A 14,888-nucleotide genomic window follows, 5' to 3' on the forward strand; every position below is an offset into this window, starting at 1 on the left:
CCATGTCACGGCTCCCGGTACGGGCATCCTCGCCTCCGGGGCGGGGTGCTCGGTATCCCAACCTTCTGGGGGTGGATCCGGTCCGAACCGTCTCCGGGGCGCCCGTCAACAAGCCTGGTGTGCGCGGAAGATGACGGTTGATCCGATGCCGGGCCGACTGGTGTCGTGCCGCCTCAGCGCCCGAGGACCGCACCGCCGTTGACGCCGATGACCTGGCCGGTGACGTAGCCGGCCTCCGGGGACGCCAGATAGGCGACGGCGGCCGCCACGTCCCCCGGGGTGCCGGCCCGGCCGACCAGGGTGGCGGAGATCTTGTCGGCGTGGAACTCCGGAGTCCAGTCGCTGCCGAAGATCTCGGTGGACTCGACGTAGCCGGGGGCGAGGACGTTGACGGTGATGCCCTCCGGGCCGAACTGTCGGGCGAGGCCGAAGCCCCAGCCGTGCAGGGCGGCCTTGGCGGCGGCGTAGGAGCCGGCCGAGTGCGGGCCGGCGCCGCCGCGCTGGGCGGCGGCGGAGCTGATCAGGATCAACCGGCCGCCCGGGCGGCGCAGTTGGTCGGCGAGGGCGGTGGTGAGCAGTACGGCGGTCAGCAGATTGGTGTCCAGGTCGCGCCGCCAGGCCTCGGCCAGGGCCTCCAGGGAGGCGTCCGCGGGCGGGGTGATCACCGCTCCGGCGTTGTTGACGAGCACGTCCACCGGGCCGAGTGCCGCGATGGCGGCGGCCGCCTCGGTGACCTCGGCGGCCACCGTGAGGTCGACCGAGATCGGCACCACCCCGGCCCCGATCTCCGCCGCCGCCCCGGCCAGCACCTCGGCGCGCCGACCGAGGATCGCCACCCGGTAGCCGCGTCCGGCGAGTTCGGCCGCGACGGCCCGGCCGATCCCCGTTCCGCCGCCCGATACCACCGCGGTCCGCCGCTGCTCCATCGTCTGCGCCCCCTGGTCCTGCGATTCCGACAGCTCCGGACCGGATCCTACCTGCTGGTAACTTTCCGTCGGGGCCGGCCGGCGCCCCTCCGCCCGGGGAGGTGGCGTCGTGTCAGACCGGCGTGCTCCCGCCGTCGGGGTGGAGCGGCTTGCCGTAGACCGTCGAGCTGAGCCGGATCGTCATCCCCACCCGCTCGTAGAGCGAGAGCGCGCCGGTCTCCGAGTGCGTCCACAGCGTGCACGCCCGCCGGCCGTGCCGGTGGAAGGCGCGGAACGCCTCCAGGAGCAGCACGCGGGCGATCCCCCGGTTGCGGTGGTCCCGCCGGACCGCGACCCGCTCGATGTAGCCCTCGCCCGTCCCCGGGACGTCCAGCGACAGCACCGCGCCGACCAACTGCCCGTCGGCGAAGGCCAGGGGCGAGAGCGCCGGGGCGAAGGCGGCCCGCTCGACGGTGTGCCGCGCCCACTCCTGGTAGGGCTTGCGCCGCACCTGCCACTCGTCGAACGCGTCCTCGGTGAGCACGTACGCCGCCCGCTCGTCGCCGGGCCGGAACGGCCGGACGGTGATCCCCGCCGGCGGAGCGGGCACCACCGGGTCGGCGGGCAGCGGGATCTCCAGCAGCCACTGGGTGACGAACGCCCCGTACCCACGGGTCCGCAGCAGCTCGACGGCCGCCCGGTCGCCGTCCAGGAGGGTCTGGGAGAGCCGTTCGCTGCCGAGTTGCCGGGCCCGGGCCTCGGCCCAGTCCAGCAGGGCGGCGCCCAATCCCTCGCCCCGGTGGGCGGGGTGGACGTCGACCTTGCTCCGCCGCCCGCCGTGCACCCAGGCCCGGCCGACCACCGCCCCCGCCGCGTCCTGCACCAGCAGCGTGTCGTGTGCCGGGTCCAGGCCGGGCAGTGCGAGGTCGGCGGCCACGCCGTCCTCCGCGTTCTCGGCCCGGTTCCCGGCGTCGCCGAGCAGCTCGCGCTCGCAGGCGGCGACCAGCCGGTGGATCGCCGGTGCGTCGGCCGGGGTGGCGGCCCGGCTCCGGTAGCGGGCCGGGAGGGACGGCAGTGGAGGTCGGGGCATGACGCGACTCTGCGCCATCGGTGGCCGGTCTGTCGACCGGGTCGGCAGGGCCCGCCGGTCCGACCGGCCCGACCGGCCCGACCGGCCCGGCGAGTCCGGTTCGGCGAAAGGCGAAAGGCGAAAGGCGAAACGACGCAACGGCGAACCGGTGAGCCGGCGAGCCGGGGCCGCCTCCGGCACGATCGATGATCGGAGGCGGCCCGCTGCCCCGGGGCCGGTCGTCACCCTACGGACGGGGCATCGACCGCGTTGTTCTGACCGGCCACGATCTTCCACCCGTCCACCTGCCGGGCGATCACGTAGAGCGTTGCGCCACGGGCGCCGTCGACGGCGTTGCCGTCACGATCGGTGGGTGTCTGCACCACGTTCACCGCGATCACCTCGGGCGCGATCGCCAGCAGCTTGACGACCTCGTAGCGGGCGAAGGAGTCGCGCAGGAAGCCCTCCATCGCGGGGGCGCTGAACCCGGTGATCGCCGCGCGGCCGTCCAGCCGGGTGCCCCTCGCGTTCGTCCAGGACGCGTGCCGGGCGAACTGCTCGCCGAGCGCGACGGCGTCCTTGTCGTTGAACGCCTGCTCCAGCGCCTTGACGACCCCGGTCACCGCCGTCCGCGTCGTCGCCGGGACGTCCCCCACCACGAGTGCCTCGTTCGCCATGGCCGTGCCCCTCTCCGTGCCGGATCCCCTCCGGTGGCGCCGGTGTTCGCCGCCGGTCCCCATCCGACAACTTCAACCGGGGTTGAGGTCAACCCCGGCGCGGGCGGCCGTCCTCCGCACGGTGCAGGGCCGGTTCCCCCGCGCGGGTGAGCCGGTCCCGTCCGCCGGAGGACGCGGCTGCGGCGGTGGCGCTGCGACCTTGGGAGCGGACGCAGTCGCACGGCCCGTCGACCGGGCCTTCTGCCGGGGAGGACATGTGAACACCCGTACGACGATGAGGACTTTGCACGGCCGGACGGCGGCGGGGGTGCCCCGCTGGGCGGTGCTCGCCGCCTGCGCCACCACGCTGACGACGCTGCCCTCCTGCGTCTGGCGGATCGCGGCCATGATCTTCGACGTTCCGCTGCTGGAGCACGACGCGGCCGCCCAGGCGCCGACGGCGTTCTCCCTCGGCTGGTGGTACGTCATCGCGTTGAGCGTGGTCAGCGAGGCGCTGGCGTTCCTCGCGGTCGGGCTGGTCGCCGAGTGGGGGCAGGTGTGGCCGCGGTGGGTCCCGGGCCTGGCCGGCCGCCGGGTGCCGCCCCTCGTCGCCGTCGTCCCGGCCGGGCTCGGTGCGACGGTGCTGATGGTCTTCCCCTACGCGCTGGTCATGTTCGCCTTCGGGCGGAAGCTCGACGGGGAGGCGGCCGAGATCGTCACGCACGGCTGGCAGACGGTGCTGTTCTGGGCCTCCTACCTGCCGCTGGCCGCCTGGGGTCCGCTGCTCGCGGTGCTGACGGTGCACTACCACCGCCGCCGTCGCACCTCCGCCGGCCCCCGTCCGGCGGGGGTCGTGGCAGCCGGCTGACGGAGCGGGCCGGGCCTCCGGGGCCGTCGCCGGGCGCCCGGGCCGCGCTCAGCCGGAGGACCCGGCCGGCGCCGGGTGCGCACGAGACGTCGGTTCGGCCGACTTCTCGTGCAGCCGCGGGACCAGCGCCGCCGCCGCCAGCGGAAAGCCCACCACCAGCGCGTACGCCCAGCCGTACCCCGCCGAGCCGATCAGCGCGCCCATCGTCGGGCCCACGCACGCCGCGACCGCGTTCTGCACGGTGGTGTGCGCGCCCAGCGCCCGGCCCGCCCAGGCGCCGCCCGCGTACTCGGCGACGGCCGTGAACGACAGCCCGTTGGTGGAGACCGTCACCACGCCCGCCGCCATCAGCGCCGCCACCGCCGGCGCCGACCCCGTGAAGGCGCCCACCGCGAGCGCGGCCAGCACGCCCGAGGCCGTCAGCGCGAGCTGCCGGAGCGGGCGCACCCGGCTGCCGACCACGTCCGACCAGCGCCCGGCCGCCAGCCGGGCGCCCGCCCCGGCCACCTGGACGCAGGCCAGCAGCGGGCCCGCCGTCGAGGGCGACCAGCCGCGCTCGTCCACCAGGAAGACCAGGGCGAACACCGACACCGTGAACTGCGGCACCACCAGCAGCGTCGCCGCGCCGTGCAGCCGCCACAGTACCGCCGTCCGGTAGGGGTTCGCGGCCCGCGCACCGGGACCGCCCGCCGCGCGCGCCGGGTCCCGCACGGCCACCGCCACCAGGAGCGCCGCCGCCACGCTGAGCGCGCCCAGCACCGCCAGCGCGGTGGCCCGCCCGTGCGCGGCCAGCGGCGGCAGCAGCAGCGCCGCCAGCGCGACGCCCAGGGGCAGCGAGGTCTGCCGCAGCCCCATCGCCAGCCCGCGCTCCCCGGCCGGGAACCACCCCAGGATCAGCCGCCCGCTCGACGCGTGCGCCGACGCCCCGGCCGCGCCCGCCAGCAGGAAGCAGCCGCCGAGCGCGAGCGGCCCGTGCACCGCGGTCGCCGCCAGCAGCACCAGCCCGCCCAGCCCCAGCCCGGAGGCCAGCACCCAGCGCTCGCCCCACCGGTCGGCCGCCGCACCCCACGCCGCGAGCGTCAGCACCAGCCCGATGGTCGGGCAGGCGGCGAGCAGCCCGGCCCGGCTCAGCGAGAGCCCCTCGTCGCGCAGCGCCGGGATCAGGTAGGGCAGCCCGAACTGGAACGCGCAGCCGGAGGTCATCGCGAACATCCCGACGGCGAGCACCCACCACCGCCGCCGGTCGTCCTGTTCGTGGTCCATGCGGAGCAGCTCATCAGACCGGTGGCGCATCCGACAGGGGCGTCTACGGATTGGACCGCAGGCGGTGGCACCGGCCGCCACGGCCCTCGCCGTCGCCCGCCCGGCCGTCGGCGCCCGCCGGCCCGGACCGGGCAGCTGCGGCCGTACCCCGACCACCCCGACGCCACCGCCCCCGGCGGGTGTGCGGACCCGTCGGGGGCGGAACTCGGGGAGCGGCCGGGCCCGGCCCGGCCGCCGGGCCCTACGCGGCCACCGGCCGGGCCGGGTCGCCGTACGCCTCGCGCACCCGCGCCTGGGCCGCCGGCCCGGCGGCGAGGTGGTCGAGGCCGAGCAGCGCGGCGCCCAGCACCGGCGGTGCCACCACGACCCGCGGCTCGGCCAGCGGCGCCGCCGCGGTCAGGCGCGCCCTCAGGTTGTCGAGCAGCAGCGGCTGCCGGGAGGCGAGCACGCCGCCGCCCAGGACCAGCGGGGTGGGTTCGTCCATCAGCTCCAGCCGTCGCAGTGCGACGACGGCGAGCCGGGTGATCTCGTCGGCCTGCCGGTCTATCAGCTCCAGGGCGACCTGGTCGCCGGTCTCCGCCACCGCGAACAGCACCCGGACGATCTCGTGCAGCCGCCCGAACGGCAGGTGCCCGAGGTGGATCGCCTCGGCGACGGCGCCGGTGTTCGGCAGGCCGAAGTGCTCGGCGATGGCGCGGGCGAGGGCGGTCGGGCCGCCGCGGCCGTCCTCGGCGCGGACGGCGTGCCACATGCTGCTGATGGCGAGGCCGCTGCCGCCGCCCCAGTCGCCGGTCAGCTCGCCGAGGGCGGGGAACCGGGCGGTACGGCCGTCGGGCAGCAGGCCGACGCAGTTGATGCCGGCGCCGCAGACGACCGCCACGCCGCGCGGGCCGTCGGTGCCGGCCCGCAGCAGGCCGAAGGTGTCGTTGACGACGGTGTTGCTGACGCCCCAGGGGTGGGACTCCAGCGCGGTGCGCAGCGCGGCCTCCTCCACCGGCAGGTCGGCGTTGGCGAGACAGGCGCTGACGTGGGTGGTCAGGACACCGCTGCGGAACGACAGTCCGGCAGCGACGGCCGCCTCCTCGACCAGCGGCGCGAGGCCGGCGACGGCCGCCGCGCCGCCGATCTTCTGCGGTGCGAAGCCGCCGCCCCGGGCGGAGCCGAGCACGGTGCCGTCGGCGCCGATCAGGGCGACGTCGGTCTTGGAGTTTCCCGCGTCGATGGCGAGAACGCCGGGCAGGAGTGGTTCGGGCTGGTGGGTCATCAGGTCCCCGCGGCTCGTACGTGGCCCGGCCGTTGAACCCGGCCGGGGGTGGTCGGTCTCCTCGCGGCCCGGCCCGCCGGCGCCGCCGTCGGCGGAGCCGAGGGGCGGCGACGCGGGCCGGACGGAAGGGGCGCGTCAGGCCCAGGCGAGGTGCTCGCGGTTGTGGGCGAGCAGCCGGTCCGTCAGCTGGTCGGCGAGTTCGATCTGGCCGACCAGCGGGTGGGCGAGCAGGGCGTCGAAGACGCGGTCGCGGCCGCCGCGCAGGGCGGCGTCGAGGGCGAGCTGCTCGTACGAGGTCACGGCGGCGATCAGGCCGGCGTACAGCGGCTCGACGGGGCGCTGCGGCAGCGGGCGCACGCCGGCGGCGTCCACCTCGGCGGGCACCTCGATCACGGCGTCGTCGGGCAGGAACGGCAGCACGCCGTTGTTGCGGGCGTTCACCACCTGCACGGACGTCCCGCCGCCGGTGCCCAGCAGGGCGGCGATCAGCTGGACGGCGGCCTCGGAGTAGAACGCGCCGCCGCGCTTGCCGAGCAGCTCCGGCTTGGTGTCCAGGGCCGGGTCGGCGTACATCTCCAGCAGCTGCCGCTCGATCTCGGCGACCTCGGCCGCCCGGGAGCCCTTGGCCTTCAGCTCCTCGACGACGGCGTCGTGCTGGTAGAAGTACCGCAGGTAGTAGGAGGGCACCACGCCGAGCCGCTCGACGACCCGCTGCGGCAGCCGGAGGTCCTCGGAGATCTCCTTGCCGAAGCCGGCGAGCAGCTCCGGCAGCACCTCGCGGCCGGTGGTCGCGCCCGGGGCGTCGAGCAGGGTGACGCCGCGCTCCCAGGTGAGGTGGTTCAGGCCGACGTGGTCGAGGCGGATCAGCTCGGGGTCGACGCCGAGGTGTCCGGCGAACCGCCGCTGGAAGCCGATCGCGACGTTGCACAGGCCGACGGCCTTGTGGCCGGCGTTCTGCAGCGCCCGGGTCACGATGCCGACCGGGTTGGTGAAGTCGACGATCCACGCGTCGGGGTTGGCCCGGCGGACCTTCTCGGCGATGTCCAGCACCACCGGCACGGTGCGCAGGGCCTTGGCCAGGCCGCCCGCCCCGGTGGTCTCCTGGCCGACGCAGCCGCACTCCAGCGGCCAGGTCTCGTCCTGGTTGCGGGCCGCCTGCCCGCCGACCCGCAGCTGGAGCAGCACCGCGTCGGCGTCGGCGACACCCGCCGCGACGTCGGTCGTCGTGGTGACGACCGCGCCGTGCCCCTGCTTGGCGAAGATCCGCCGGGCCAGCCCGCCGATCAGCTCCAGCCGGTCGGCGGCCGGGTCGATCAGGACGAGTTCGGCGATCGGCAGGGTGTCGCGCAGCCGGGCGAAACCGTCGATGAGTTCGGGGGTGTACGTCGAACCGCCACCCACGATGGCCAACTTCAGTGCGGACATCAGCCCTTGACCCCTGTCAGTGTCACGCCTTCGATGAAGGCCTTCTGTGCGAAGAAGAAGAGGACGATCACCGGTGCCATCACCAGCAGGGTGGCGGCCATGGTGAGGTTCCAGTTGGTGTGGTGGGCGCCCTTGAAGGACTCCAGGCCGTAGGAGAGCGTCCAGGCGCCCGGGCTCTCGCTGGCGTAGATCTGCGGGCCGAAGTAGTCGTTCCAGGCGTAGAAGAACTGGAACAGCGCGACGGCGGCGATGGCCGGCTTGGCCATCGGCAGCACCACCTTGAGCAGGGTGCGCAGGTCGCCGCAGCCGTCGATCCGGGCCGCCTCGATGTACTCCTTGGGGATGGTCAGCAGGAACTGGCGCAGCAGGAAGATCGAGAAGGCGTCGCCGAAGGCCATCGGGATGATCAGCGGCCAGAGCGAGCCGGAGAGGCCCATCTGCTTCGACCAGAACAGGTACATCGGGATGATGGTGACCTGCGGCGGCAGCATCATCATCGCGATGACGGCCATCAGGGCCAGATTGCGGCCCCGGAAGCGGAACTTGGCGAGCGCGTAGGCCACCGGGAGGCTGGAGACGACGGTCAGCACGGTGCCGAGTCCGGCGTACAGCAGGGTGTTGCGCCACCAGGTGAGGAACCCGGGGGTGTTCCAGACCTTGGCGTAGTTGCCCCACTCCCAGGAGGCGGGCCAGTAGTCGGTGGTGAGCGCCTGGTTGTCCGTCATCACCGAGGTCAGGAAGGCGAAGACGAACGGCAGCAGGAAGAACAGGGTGGCGGCGATGGCCAGCGAGTGGACGGCCACCCAGTTGAGCGCGGCGCGCCGGCGGGCGGCCCGGGCGGCGGCGGTGCCGGACCGGCCGGACCCGGCGGCGCCGGACGTGCCCGCGGGGGGCTTGCTGAGCGTGGTGCTGAAAGTCATGATCGTGTCCTCACTGGTCCGCTAGTCGTCGCTCGCCATGAAGCCGGACTTGCGGCGCAGCAGGAGCGAGGTGACGGCCATCGAGATGGCGAACAGCACCAGGGCGACGACGCACGCCGCGCCGTAGTTGAAGCGCTGGAATCCGAGGTTGTAGACCATCTGCGGCAGGGTCCAGGTGGAGCCCTGCGGGTAGCCGGGCTCGAACTGCTGCCCGGAGTTGCCGGCGATGCCGCCGGCGACCTTCCCGGCGACGATCGCCTGGGTGTAGTACTGCATGGTCTGGATGACCCCGGTGACCACCGCGAACATGATGATCGGCGAGATGTTCGGCAGGGTGACGTACCGGAAGCGCTGGAACGGGCCGGCGCCGTCGAGCTCGGCCGCCTCGTACTGCTCCCTCGGGACGTCCAGCAGGGACGCCATGAAGATGACCATCAGGTCGCCGATGCCCCACATGGCGAGCATGGTGAGCGCGGGCTTCGACCAGGTCGGGTCGGCGAACCAGCCGGGCTGGGGCAGGCCGATCTCGCCGAGGAAGTGGTTGACCGGTCCGGTGCCGGGGTTGAGCAGGAAGGCGAACGAGACGGTGGCGGCCACCGGCGGTGCCAGGTAGGGCAGGTAGAACGCGGTGCGGAAGAAGCCGGCGCCGGTCTTGACCTTGGTGATGAGCAGCCCGATGCCGAGGCCGAAGGCCACCCGCAGCGACACCATGATGACGACGAGCCAGAGCGTGTTGCGCAGGCCCTGCCAGAAGGACGGGTAGCCGTTGAAGACGTAGTCCCAGTTCTTCAGGCCGTTGAAGGTGGGGACGCTGAAGCCGTTGTACTTCATGAAGCTGAAGTAGACGGTGGAGATCAGCGGGTACAGGAAGAAGACGCTGAACCCGATCAGCCAGGGGGAGAGGAAGGCGAGGGTGCGGGCCGCCTCCCGGCGGCGCTTCCGGCGCAGCAGGTGCTGCGTGGAGGGCGCCGCCGGGTCGGTCGATCCGGTGCCCTTGCGGGTGCCGAACGCGAGTGACATGGGAGCTCCGTGGGGCCGCTGGCTACTTGGCCTGGGCGATGGCGGCGTCGATCTCCTTGGCGGTGGCCGTGAGGCCCGCCGCGAGATCCTTCTGCTGGCCGGACTCGTAGGCGTAGCCGAGGTTCTGCAGCGAGACGATGTAGGCGCCGCCGTTGACGCTCGCCGGAGTGGTGCCGGAGTACTGGTTCTTGGCGATGTCCAGGAAGGTCTTGAAGTTCTCGTCGGTGATCAGCTTCGGCGAGCCGAGCGCCTCGAAGGTGCTCGGCACGTTGTGGATCGCGTTGGCGAAGCTGACCACCGCGTCGGTGTCGGTGGTCAGGTACTTGACCAGCTCCCAGGCGGCGGCCTGCTTCTTGCTGCTGCTGGCGATGCCGACGATGGTGCCGGTCTGGTAGCCGCGGCCGTAGGTGGCGACCTGGTCGTCCGGCACCGGGAACGGCGCGGTGGCCCACTCGAAGTCGGGCTTGTTCTCGGCGAGCGAGGCGGTGCGCCACTCACCGTCGATGGCCATCGCGACCTGGCCGGTGTGGAACGGGTTCTTGGCGCTGAACTCCTCGCCGAAGGTGGAGCGGAACTTGTCCAGCTTGTCGTAGCCGCCGAGCTTGTCGACCAGGCCCTTCTGCCAGGTCAGCATCGAGGCGACCTTGGGGTCGGAGGCGAGGTTGGACTTGCCGGAGCCGTCGAAGTAGCTCGGGCCCCACTGGCCGAGGAAGTGCTCGGTGGTCGACTCGTAGCCGTGGTAGAGCGGCATGAAGCCGAGCTGCTTGTAGCCGTCGCCCTCGGGGACGGTCAGCGCGGCGGCGGCGGCCGCGAACTCGCTGAAGGTCTTGGGGGCGGCGGTGATGCCGGCGGCGGCGAAGGCGGCCTTGTTGTAGTACAGGCCGAAGGCGTCGCCGAGCAGCGGGAGGGAACACTGGTTGCCCTCGAACTGCGTGTAGTTGAGCATCGCGGCCGGGAAGGTCTTGGCGGCGTCGATCTTGTCCTTCGCCAGGAAGGGCTTGAGGTCGGCGAAGGCCTTGGTCGAGCAGAACATGCCGACGTTGTTGGTGGTGAAGGAGGAGACCACGTCCGGGGCGGAGTCGCCGCCGGCCCGCAGCGCCTGGTTGACCTTGTCGTCGGCGATGTTGCCGACGGCCTTGACGTGGATGTTCGGGTGGGCCTTCTCGAAGGCGGCGATGTTGGCGTCGATCGCCTTCACCTCGGAGTCCTGGCTCCAACCGTGCCAGAAGGTGATGGTGACGTCCTTGCCGGTGGCCGAGTCGTCGCTGCCACCGGCGTCGTTGGTGCCGGTGCAGGCGGTGGCGAGCAGGGCCAGTACGGCGCTGCCGGTCACGGCGGCGACCGTCCGGCGGCTTCTGCGGGAGGTGGTGGAGTGCACTTCGAGATCCTCCTGGGGGTGCGCGGGCAGGCGTCATTGCCTCTGGTCCCGCGTTGGGGGGTTGGGGGAGAGGTGTGCAGGGGCTGTGGTGCAGGTGGGAGCGTCTGTGGGGTGGTGCGGGCGGGCGGGGCTTCAGTGCGTGGAGAAGACCGCCTCGCGGGCGGCCGCCAGGGCGCGTTGCAGCGCGCCGAGCAGGACGGGTGAGCCGGGCAGGGCACTGCTGCGGACCTCCGGCCGGGCGATCGAGATCCGGGCCAGTTCCTCCTCGACGAGTGCGCGCAGCCGTTCGCCGCCCGCGCTCGGCACGCCGCCGGACACCACCACGAGCTGGGGGTCCACGACGGCGACGATCACGGCCAGTCCGACGGCGAGCCGGCCGGCCAGGGCGGCGAGGAACTCGTCGCCGGCGCCCGGGGTCTCCAGGGCCTTCGCGAGCGACTCCTCCGCGGTGGGCGCGCCGAGCCCGTACTCCCGGGCCAGGGCCCGGACGGCGGGGGCGCCGACCAGCTCCTGGAACCCGCCGGAGTTGCGGCGGCGCACGTCCCGCACGACCGGCGAGCCGGGGACGGGCATGTAGCCGACCTCCCCGGCGCCCCCGGTGAAGCCGCGGTGAAGCCGGCCGGCGATCACGATCGCCGCACCGGTGCCCTCGCCGGCCCAGAGCAGGACGAAGTCCTCGAACCCGAGCGCCGCGCCGGAGGCCTGCTCGGCCACGGCGGCGAGGTTCACGTCGTTCTCGATCGACACCGGTGCGCCGATCGCCTCGGAGAGCTCCTGCACCAGCCGCGGCGAGTGCCAGCCGGGCAGGTGGGAGGCGTAGCGGAGCTTGCCGGTGACGGGGTCGGGCGCGCCGCCGACGCCGATCGCCACCGTGTGCAGGCTGCCCTCGGGGAGCCCGGCGGCCCGGACGGTCCCGGCGACCGCCGCGGCGACCCGGGTCACGGTCTCGGCGGCGGGCCAGCCCTTGGTGGGCACCACGTGCTCGGCCAGCGTGACGCCGGTGATGTCGGCGACCGCGATCCGGGCGTGGCTGTTGGTGACGTCCAGGCCGGCGACGTAGCCGGCGGCCGGATTCACCTGGTACAGCTGCGCGTTGGGGCCCGGCCCGCCGGCGGTGGTGCCGACCGGCAGGACCAGCCCGGCCGCCTCCAGGCGGGCCAGCAGCTGGGAGGCGGTGGGCTTGGAGAGACCGGTCAGGGTGCCGATCTGGGTACGGGAGAGCGGGCCGTTCTCCAGGAGCAGTTCGAGGGCCGCGCGGTCGTTGATGGCGCGCAGCAGGCTCGGGGTGCCTGCGAGGGGGGCCTTGGCTGGCGTTCTGGTCACGGCGCAGATCCTCCTCTTCCTGGCACGTCGCGGCGGTCACCGGGTGGGCTCGGGCGAACTGTTAGGAAACTTTCCAGTCGCTTGAGACAGGACCGTACGGTCCTCGTCAGGAGGGTGTCAATGGTCCTTTCAGCGGTGGATGCCGAAGCGTTACCGGGCAGTGCTGAGCCCCGCCTCCCGAGGTCGGGGAGGCGGGGCTTTTCGTCCGGTTCGCGCCTTGCGGCGGGGCCGCCGGGCCCTTGTCCGGCCGGGCCGGCGGCGTCGTGCGGCCGGGCGGCCGGGGTCGCGCGGCCGGGTCGTCGGGGCCTGCGCGGCCGGGCCGTCAGGGCGCCTTGGAGATGTCGTCGGCCGGCTTGACCGGAGCCGGTATCGGCGCCGTCGCGAGGTAGCGCGGCGAGGTCGGGTCGGCCAGTGCGGACGGCGGGGCGGGGTCGGTGGGCGTCGTCGCCGGCGCGGTCGTCAGCACCACCCCGGTGGTCGCCGCCCCGGTGGCCGCGCCGAGGCCGGCGGCGAGCGGAGCCTCCTCCTTGACCTTGATCCCGGCCTGGTCGAAGGCGGCCTTCAGCCGGTACCGCAGGGCCCGGGCGACGGACAGCGCCTTGCCCGGTGCGGTGCGGGCCTCGACCCGCAGCACCACCGAGTCCACCGCGACCGACTCCACGCCCAGGATCGAGACCGGCGCCCAGACCAGCTCGTCGAACGGCGCCTCCTTGGCCAGCGCCTCGGCCGTCTCCTGGATCAGCGCCTCGACCCGGGCCAGGTCCTCCTTGTAGCCGACCTGGACGTCCACCGAGGCGGTGGACCAGCCCTGGCTCATGTTGGCGATCCGCTTCACCTCGCCGTTGCGGATGTACCAGATCTCGCCGCCCGCGCCGCGCAGCTTGGTCACCCGCAGGCCGACCTCCAGCACGGTGCCGGTGGCCACCCCGGTGTCGATCTCGTCGCCGACGCCGTACTGGTCCTCCATGATCATGAAGACCCCGGAGAGGAAGTCCGTGACCAGGTTGCGGGCGCCGAAACCGATCGCCACACCGGCCACACCGGCGCTCGCCAGCAGCGGCGCCAGGTTCACCCCGAGCGCCGAGAGGACCATCAGCGCGGCCGTCCCCAGGATGCTGAACGAGGCGACGCTGCGCAGCACCGAGCCGATCGCCTCGGAGCGCTGCTGACGGCGCTCGGGGTTGACCACCCCGGTGTTGGCCAGCAGCCCGCCGAGCCGGCCGGGCTCGTCGTCCGTCTCGTTCGGCTTGATCATCCGCGCTATCAGCTGGGTGATCAGCTTGCGCACCACGGCCCGCAGCACCAGCGCCAGCACGATGATGAAGACGATCCGCACCCCGCCGGCCAGCCAGTCCTGCCAGTGCGAGTCGAACCAGCCGGCCGCCTGCCGGGTGGTGTCGCTGACCTCCTGCGCGCTGGTCGGGATTCTGAGGTCGAACTGCGGCAGCGGCGGGGCCGTGGGGCTCGGGGACGGGCTCGGCGGCGTGGACGTGAGCGTCGTGGACGCGTCGGCGAGGAGGCCGGCGGCACCGGACCTGAACACGTGCGGGGACCTTCCTGCAGGGGGCGTGGCACAGCCCGCCGACGCGGAAGCACACCCGGAGCCTGCGGACCGTCCGCCTTAGCCTATCCGCCGTCGGAGCGCGCCCCGGACACGCCGAGCGGCCGCCGAGCTGCCCCGGAGGAGCCGCTCCGGGGCGCGTGGCGGCCGCCCGGACGCCCCGTCAACGCCCCGGCGCGCCCCCGATCGGCCTGCCGAGCGGCCCCCGTCCGGCCCCTGATCGGGCCTCCGGCGGCCCGGGCACCGCCCGGACGGTGCCCGTCGCCGGACTGCTCCGACCGGGCGAGCGGTCCCCCGGGAGGGCACCCGGGTGCAACCCGTCCTTCGCCCGGGCATATCGGGTATGACAGAACCCACACCCGGAGTTCACATCAGCTCCGTTACACAGGAGTGGTGGCGCCGTACAAAGGCGTAAGGCGACACTGGGGGAGATCACGCACCCGTTGCGTGGTCGAACCGCTCGTCCCGGCGCGAGCCACGCGCCGCAGGCGTCCAAGGAGGCATCCGTGCCGCATGTCCTGGTCCTCAACGCGTCCTACGAGCCACTCGGCGTCGTATCGATGCGCCGCGCACTCATCCTGGTCCTCAACCACAAGGCGGTCAGCCTGGAGGACTCGGGAGTCACTCTGCACAGCGCCACCAGCGCCCTTCCGGCGCCGTCCGTCGTCCGTCTGACCCGCTTCGTCCGGGTCCCGTTCTGCGGGCCCGTCCCGCTCACCCGCCGGGCGCTGTTCGCCCGCGACCACGGCCGCTGCGTCTACTGCGGGGCCGCCGCCACCAGCGTCGACCACGTCATCCCGCGCAGCCGGGGCGGCCAGCACCGGTGGGACAACGTGGTGGCAGCCTGCCGCCGCTGCAACCACACCAAGGCCGACCGCCACCTCACCGAACTCGGCTGGCGGATGAAGCGGCCACCGGCCCCGCCCAGCGGCCTGGCCTGGCGCATCATCGGCACCGGGATCAAGGACCCGCGCTGGCGGCCCTACCTCGAACCCTACGGCGGCGGCGACCAGCTGCACGCCCCGCAGTGGGCCGAGTACGAACACCACGACCATACCGAGGCCGCGCACCCGCTGCCGCTCGGCCGGGCGCACTCCGCCCACTCCGCCCCCGTCCGCCGTGGTGAGCAGGCCGAACCGCTCTCCGCCTGACCCCGCTCCACAAGGGCTTGCCCGTCATATCTTCGGTACGCCTCATGGGCCGCCGCGCACCCCGTATCGGGGAGCGCGGCGGCCC

Annotated in this window: 13 protein-coding genes; 2 read left to right on the forward strand and 11 right to left on the reverse strand. The window is 73.7% G+C overall.

Annotated features, from left to right (window positions below; genetic code table 11):
- Positions 1-173: 173 nt before the first annotated feature.
- The 3 genes from ACWDRR_RS19030 to ACWDRR_RS19040 all read right to left on the reverse strand — a co-directional run bounded on the left by ACWDRR_RS19030 (position 174) and on the right by ACWDRR_RS19040 (position 2,651).
- On the reverse strand, positions 174-926 hold the full coding sequence (locus ACWDRR_RS19030) for an SDR family NAD(P)-dependent oxidoreductase (RefSeq protein ID WP_449773346.1): 753 nt from the start codon (positions 924-926) through the stop codon (positions 174-176).
- 112 nt (positions 927-1,038) lie between these two features.
- Positions 1,039-1,995, reverse strand: coding sequence for a GNAT family N-acetyltransferase (locus ACWDRR_RS19035; protein ID WP_449773347.1), 957 nt, complete (start codon positions 1,993-1,995; stop codon positions 1,039-1,041).
- A gap of 221 nt (positions 1,996-2,216) precedes the next feature.
- Positions 2,217-2,651 carry an SgcJ/EcaC family oxidoreductase gene (locus ACWDRR_RS19040; protein WP_449773348.1) on the reverse strand — a complete coding sequence of 145 codons (435 nt, stop codon included), beginning with the start codon at positions 2,649-2,651 and terminating at the stop codon, positions 2,217-2,219.
- A 274-nt stretch (positions 2,652-2,925) separates the two neighbouring features.
- Here ACWDRR_RS19040 and ACWDRR_RS19045 point away from each other — a divergent pair, with 274 nt between their 5' ends.
- Positions 2,926-3,498: a hypothetical protein gene (locus ACWDRR_RS19045; RefSeq protein WP_449773349.1), complete on the forward strand. Its 573-nt coding sequence runs from the start codon at positions 2,926-2,928 to the stop codon at positions 3,496-3,498.
- A 48-nt stretch (positions 3,499-3,546) separates the two neighbouring features.
- Here ACWDRR_RS19045 and ACWDRR_RS19050 read toward each other — a convergent pair whose 3' ends face one another.
- The 8 genes from ACWDRR_RS19050 to ACWDRR_RS19085 all read right to left on the reverse strand — a co-directional run bounded on the left by ACWDRR_RS19050 (position 3,547) and on the right by ACWDRR_RS19085 (position 13,634).
- The gene (locus ACWDRR_RS19050; protein WP_449773350.1) at positions 3,547-4,761 is read right to left on the reverse strand and encodes an MFS transporter; all 1,215 of its coding nucleotides are present in this window, start codon (positions 4,759-4,761) and stop codon (positions 3,547-3,549) included.
- Positions 4,762-5,002: 241 nt separating this feature from the next.
- Positions 5,003-6,025, reverse strand: coding sequence for an N-acetylglucosamine kinase (locus tag ACWDRR_RS19055; RefSeq protein WP_449773351.1), 1,023 nt, complete (start codon positions 6,023-6,025; stop codon positions 5,003-5,005).
- 135 nt (positions 6,026-6,160) lie between these two features.
- On the reverse strand, positions 6,161-7,441 hold the full coding sequence (locus tag ACWDRR_RS19060; RefSeq protein ID WP_449773441.1) for a 6-phospho-beta-glucosidase: 1,281 nt from the start codon (positions 7,439-7,441) through the stop codon (positions 6,161-6,163).
- A gap of 8 nt (positions 7,442-7,449) precedes the next feature.
- Entirely contained in the window at positions 7,450-8,370 is a 921-nt protein-coding gene (locus ACWDRR_RS19065) for a carbohydrate ABC transporter permease (protein WP_449773352.1), read from the reverse strand.
- Positions 8,371-8,391: 21 nt separating this feature from the next.
- Positions 8,392-9,390: a carbohydrate ABC transporter permease gene (locus ACWDRR_RS19070; RefSeq protein WP_449773353.1), complete on the reverse strand. Its 999-nt coding sequence runs from the start codon at positions 9,388-9,390 to the stop codon at positions 8,392-8,394.
- 22 nt (positions 9,391-9,412) lie between these two features.
- On the reverse strand, positions 9,413-10,768 hold the full coding sequence (locus tag ACWDRR_RS19075) for an extracellular solute-binding protein (protein ID WP_449773354.1): 1,356 nt from the start codon (positions 10,766-10,768) through the stop codon (positions 9,413-9,415).
- A 132-nt stretch (positions 10,769-10,900) separates the two neighbouring features.
- Complete coding sequence (locus ACWDRR_RS19080; protein ID WP_449773355.1) at positions 10,901-12,091, reverse strand: ROK family transcriptional regulator; 1,191 nt, start codon at positions 12,089-12,091, stop codon at positions 10,901-10,903.
- A 322-nt stretch (positions 12,092-12,413) separates the two neighbouring features.
- Positions 12,414-13,634: a mechanosensitive ion channel family protein gene (locus tag ACWDRR_RS19085; RefSeq protein WP_449773356.1), complete on the reverse strand. Its 1,221-nt coding sequence runs from the start codon at positions 13,632-13,634 to the stop codon at positions 12,414-12,416.
- A 524-nt stretch (positions 13,635-14,158) separates the two neighbouring features.
- Here ACWDRR_RS19085 and ACWDRR_RS19090 point away from each other — a divergent pair.
- Positions 14,159-14,803 carry an HNH endonuclease gene (locus ACWDRR_RS19090; protein WP_449773357.1) on the forward strand — a complete coding sequence of 215 codons (645 nt, stop codon included), beginning with the start codon at positions 14,159-14,161 and terminating at the stop codon, positions 14,801-14,803.
- Positions 14,804-14,888 lie beyond the last annotated feature (85 nt).

This window comes from Kitasatospora sp. NPDC003701, assembly GCF_053587085.1.

What these genes read in the sequence shown, in the direction of transcription:
- ACWDRR_RS19030 (WP_449773346.1), bottom strand. Translation starts at nt 926, where the DNA reads ATGGAGCAGCGGCGGACCGCGGTGGTATCGGGCGGCGGAACGGGGATC.
- ACWDRR_RS19035 (WP_449773347.1), bottom strand. Translation starts at nt 1,995, where the DNA reads ATGCCCCGACCTCCACTGCCGTCCCTCCCGGCCCGCTACCGGAGCCGG.
- ACWDRR_RS19040 (WP_449773348.1), bottom strand. Translation starts at nt 2,651, where the DNA reads ATGGCGAACGAGGCACTCGTGGTGGGGGACGTCCCGGCGACGACGCGG.
- ACWDRR_RS19045 (WP_449773349.1), top strand. Translation starts at nt 2,926, where the DNA reads ATGAGGACTTTGCACGGCCGGACGGCGGCGGGGGTGCCCCGCTGGGCG.
- ACWDRR_RS19050 (WP_449773350.1), bottom strand. Translation starts at nt 4,761, where the DNA reads ATGGACCACGAACAGGACGACCGGCGGCGGTGGTGGGTGCTCGCCGTC.
- ACWDRR_RS19055 (WP_449773351.1), bottom strand. Translation starts at nt 6,025, where the DNA reads ATGACCCACCAGCCCGAACCACTCCTGCCCGGCGTTCTCGCCATCGAC.
- ACWDRR_RS19065 (WP_449773352.1), bottom strand. Translation starts at nt 8,370, where the DNA reads ATGACTTTCAGCACCACGCTCAGCAAGCCCCCCGCGGGCACGTCCGGC.
- ACWDRR_RS19070 (WP_449773353.1), bottom strand. Translation starts at nt 9,390, where the DNA reads ATGTCACTCGCGTTCGGCACCCGCAAGGGCACCGGATCGACCGACCCG.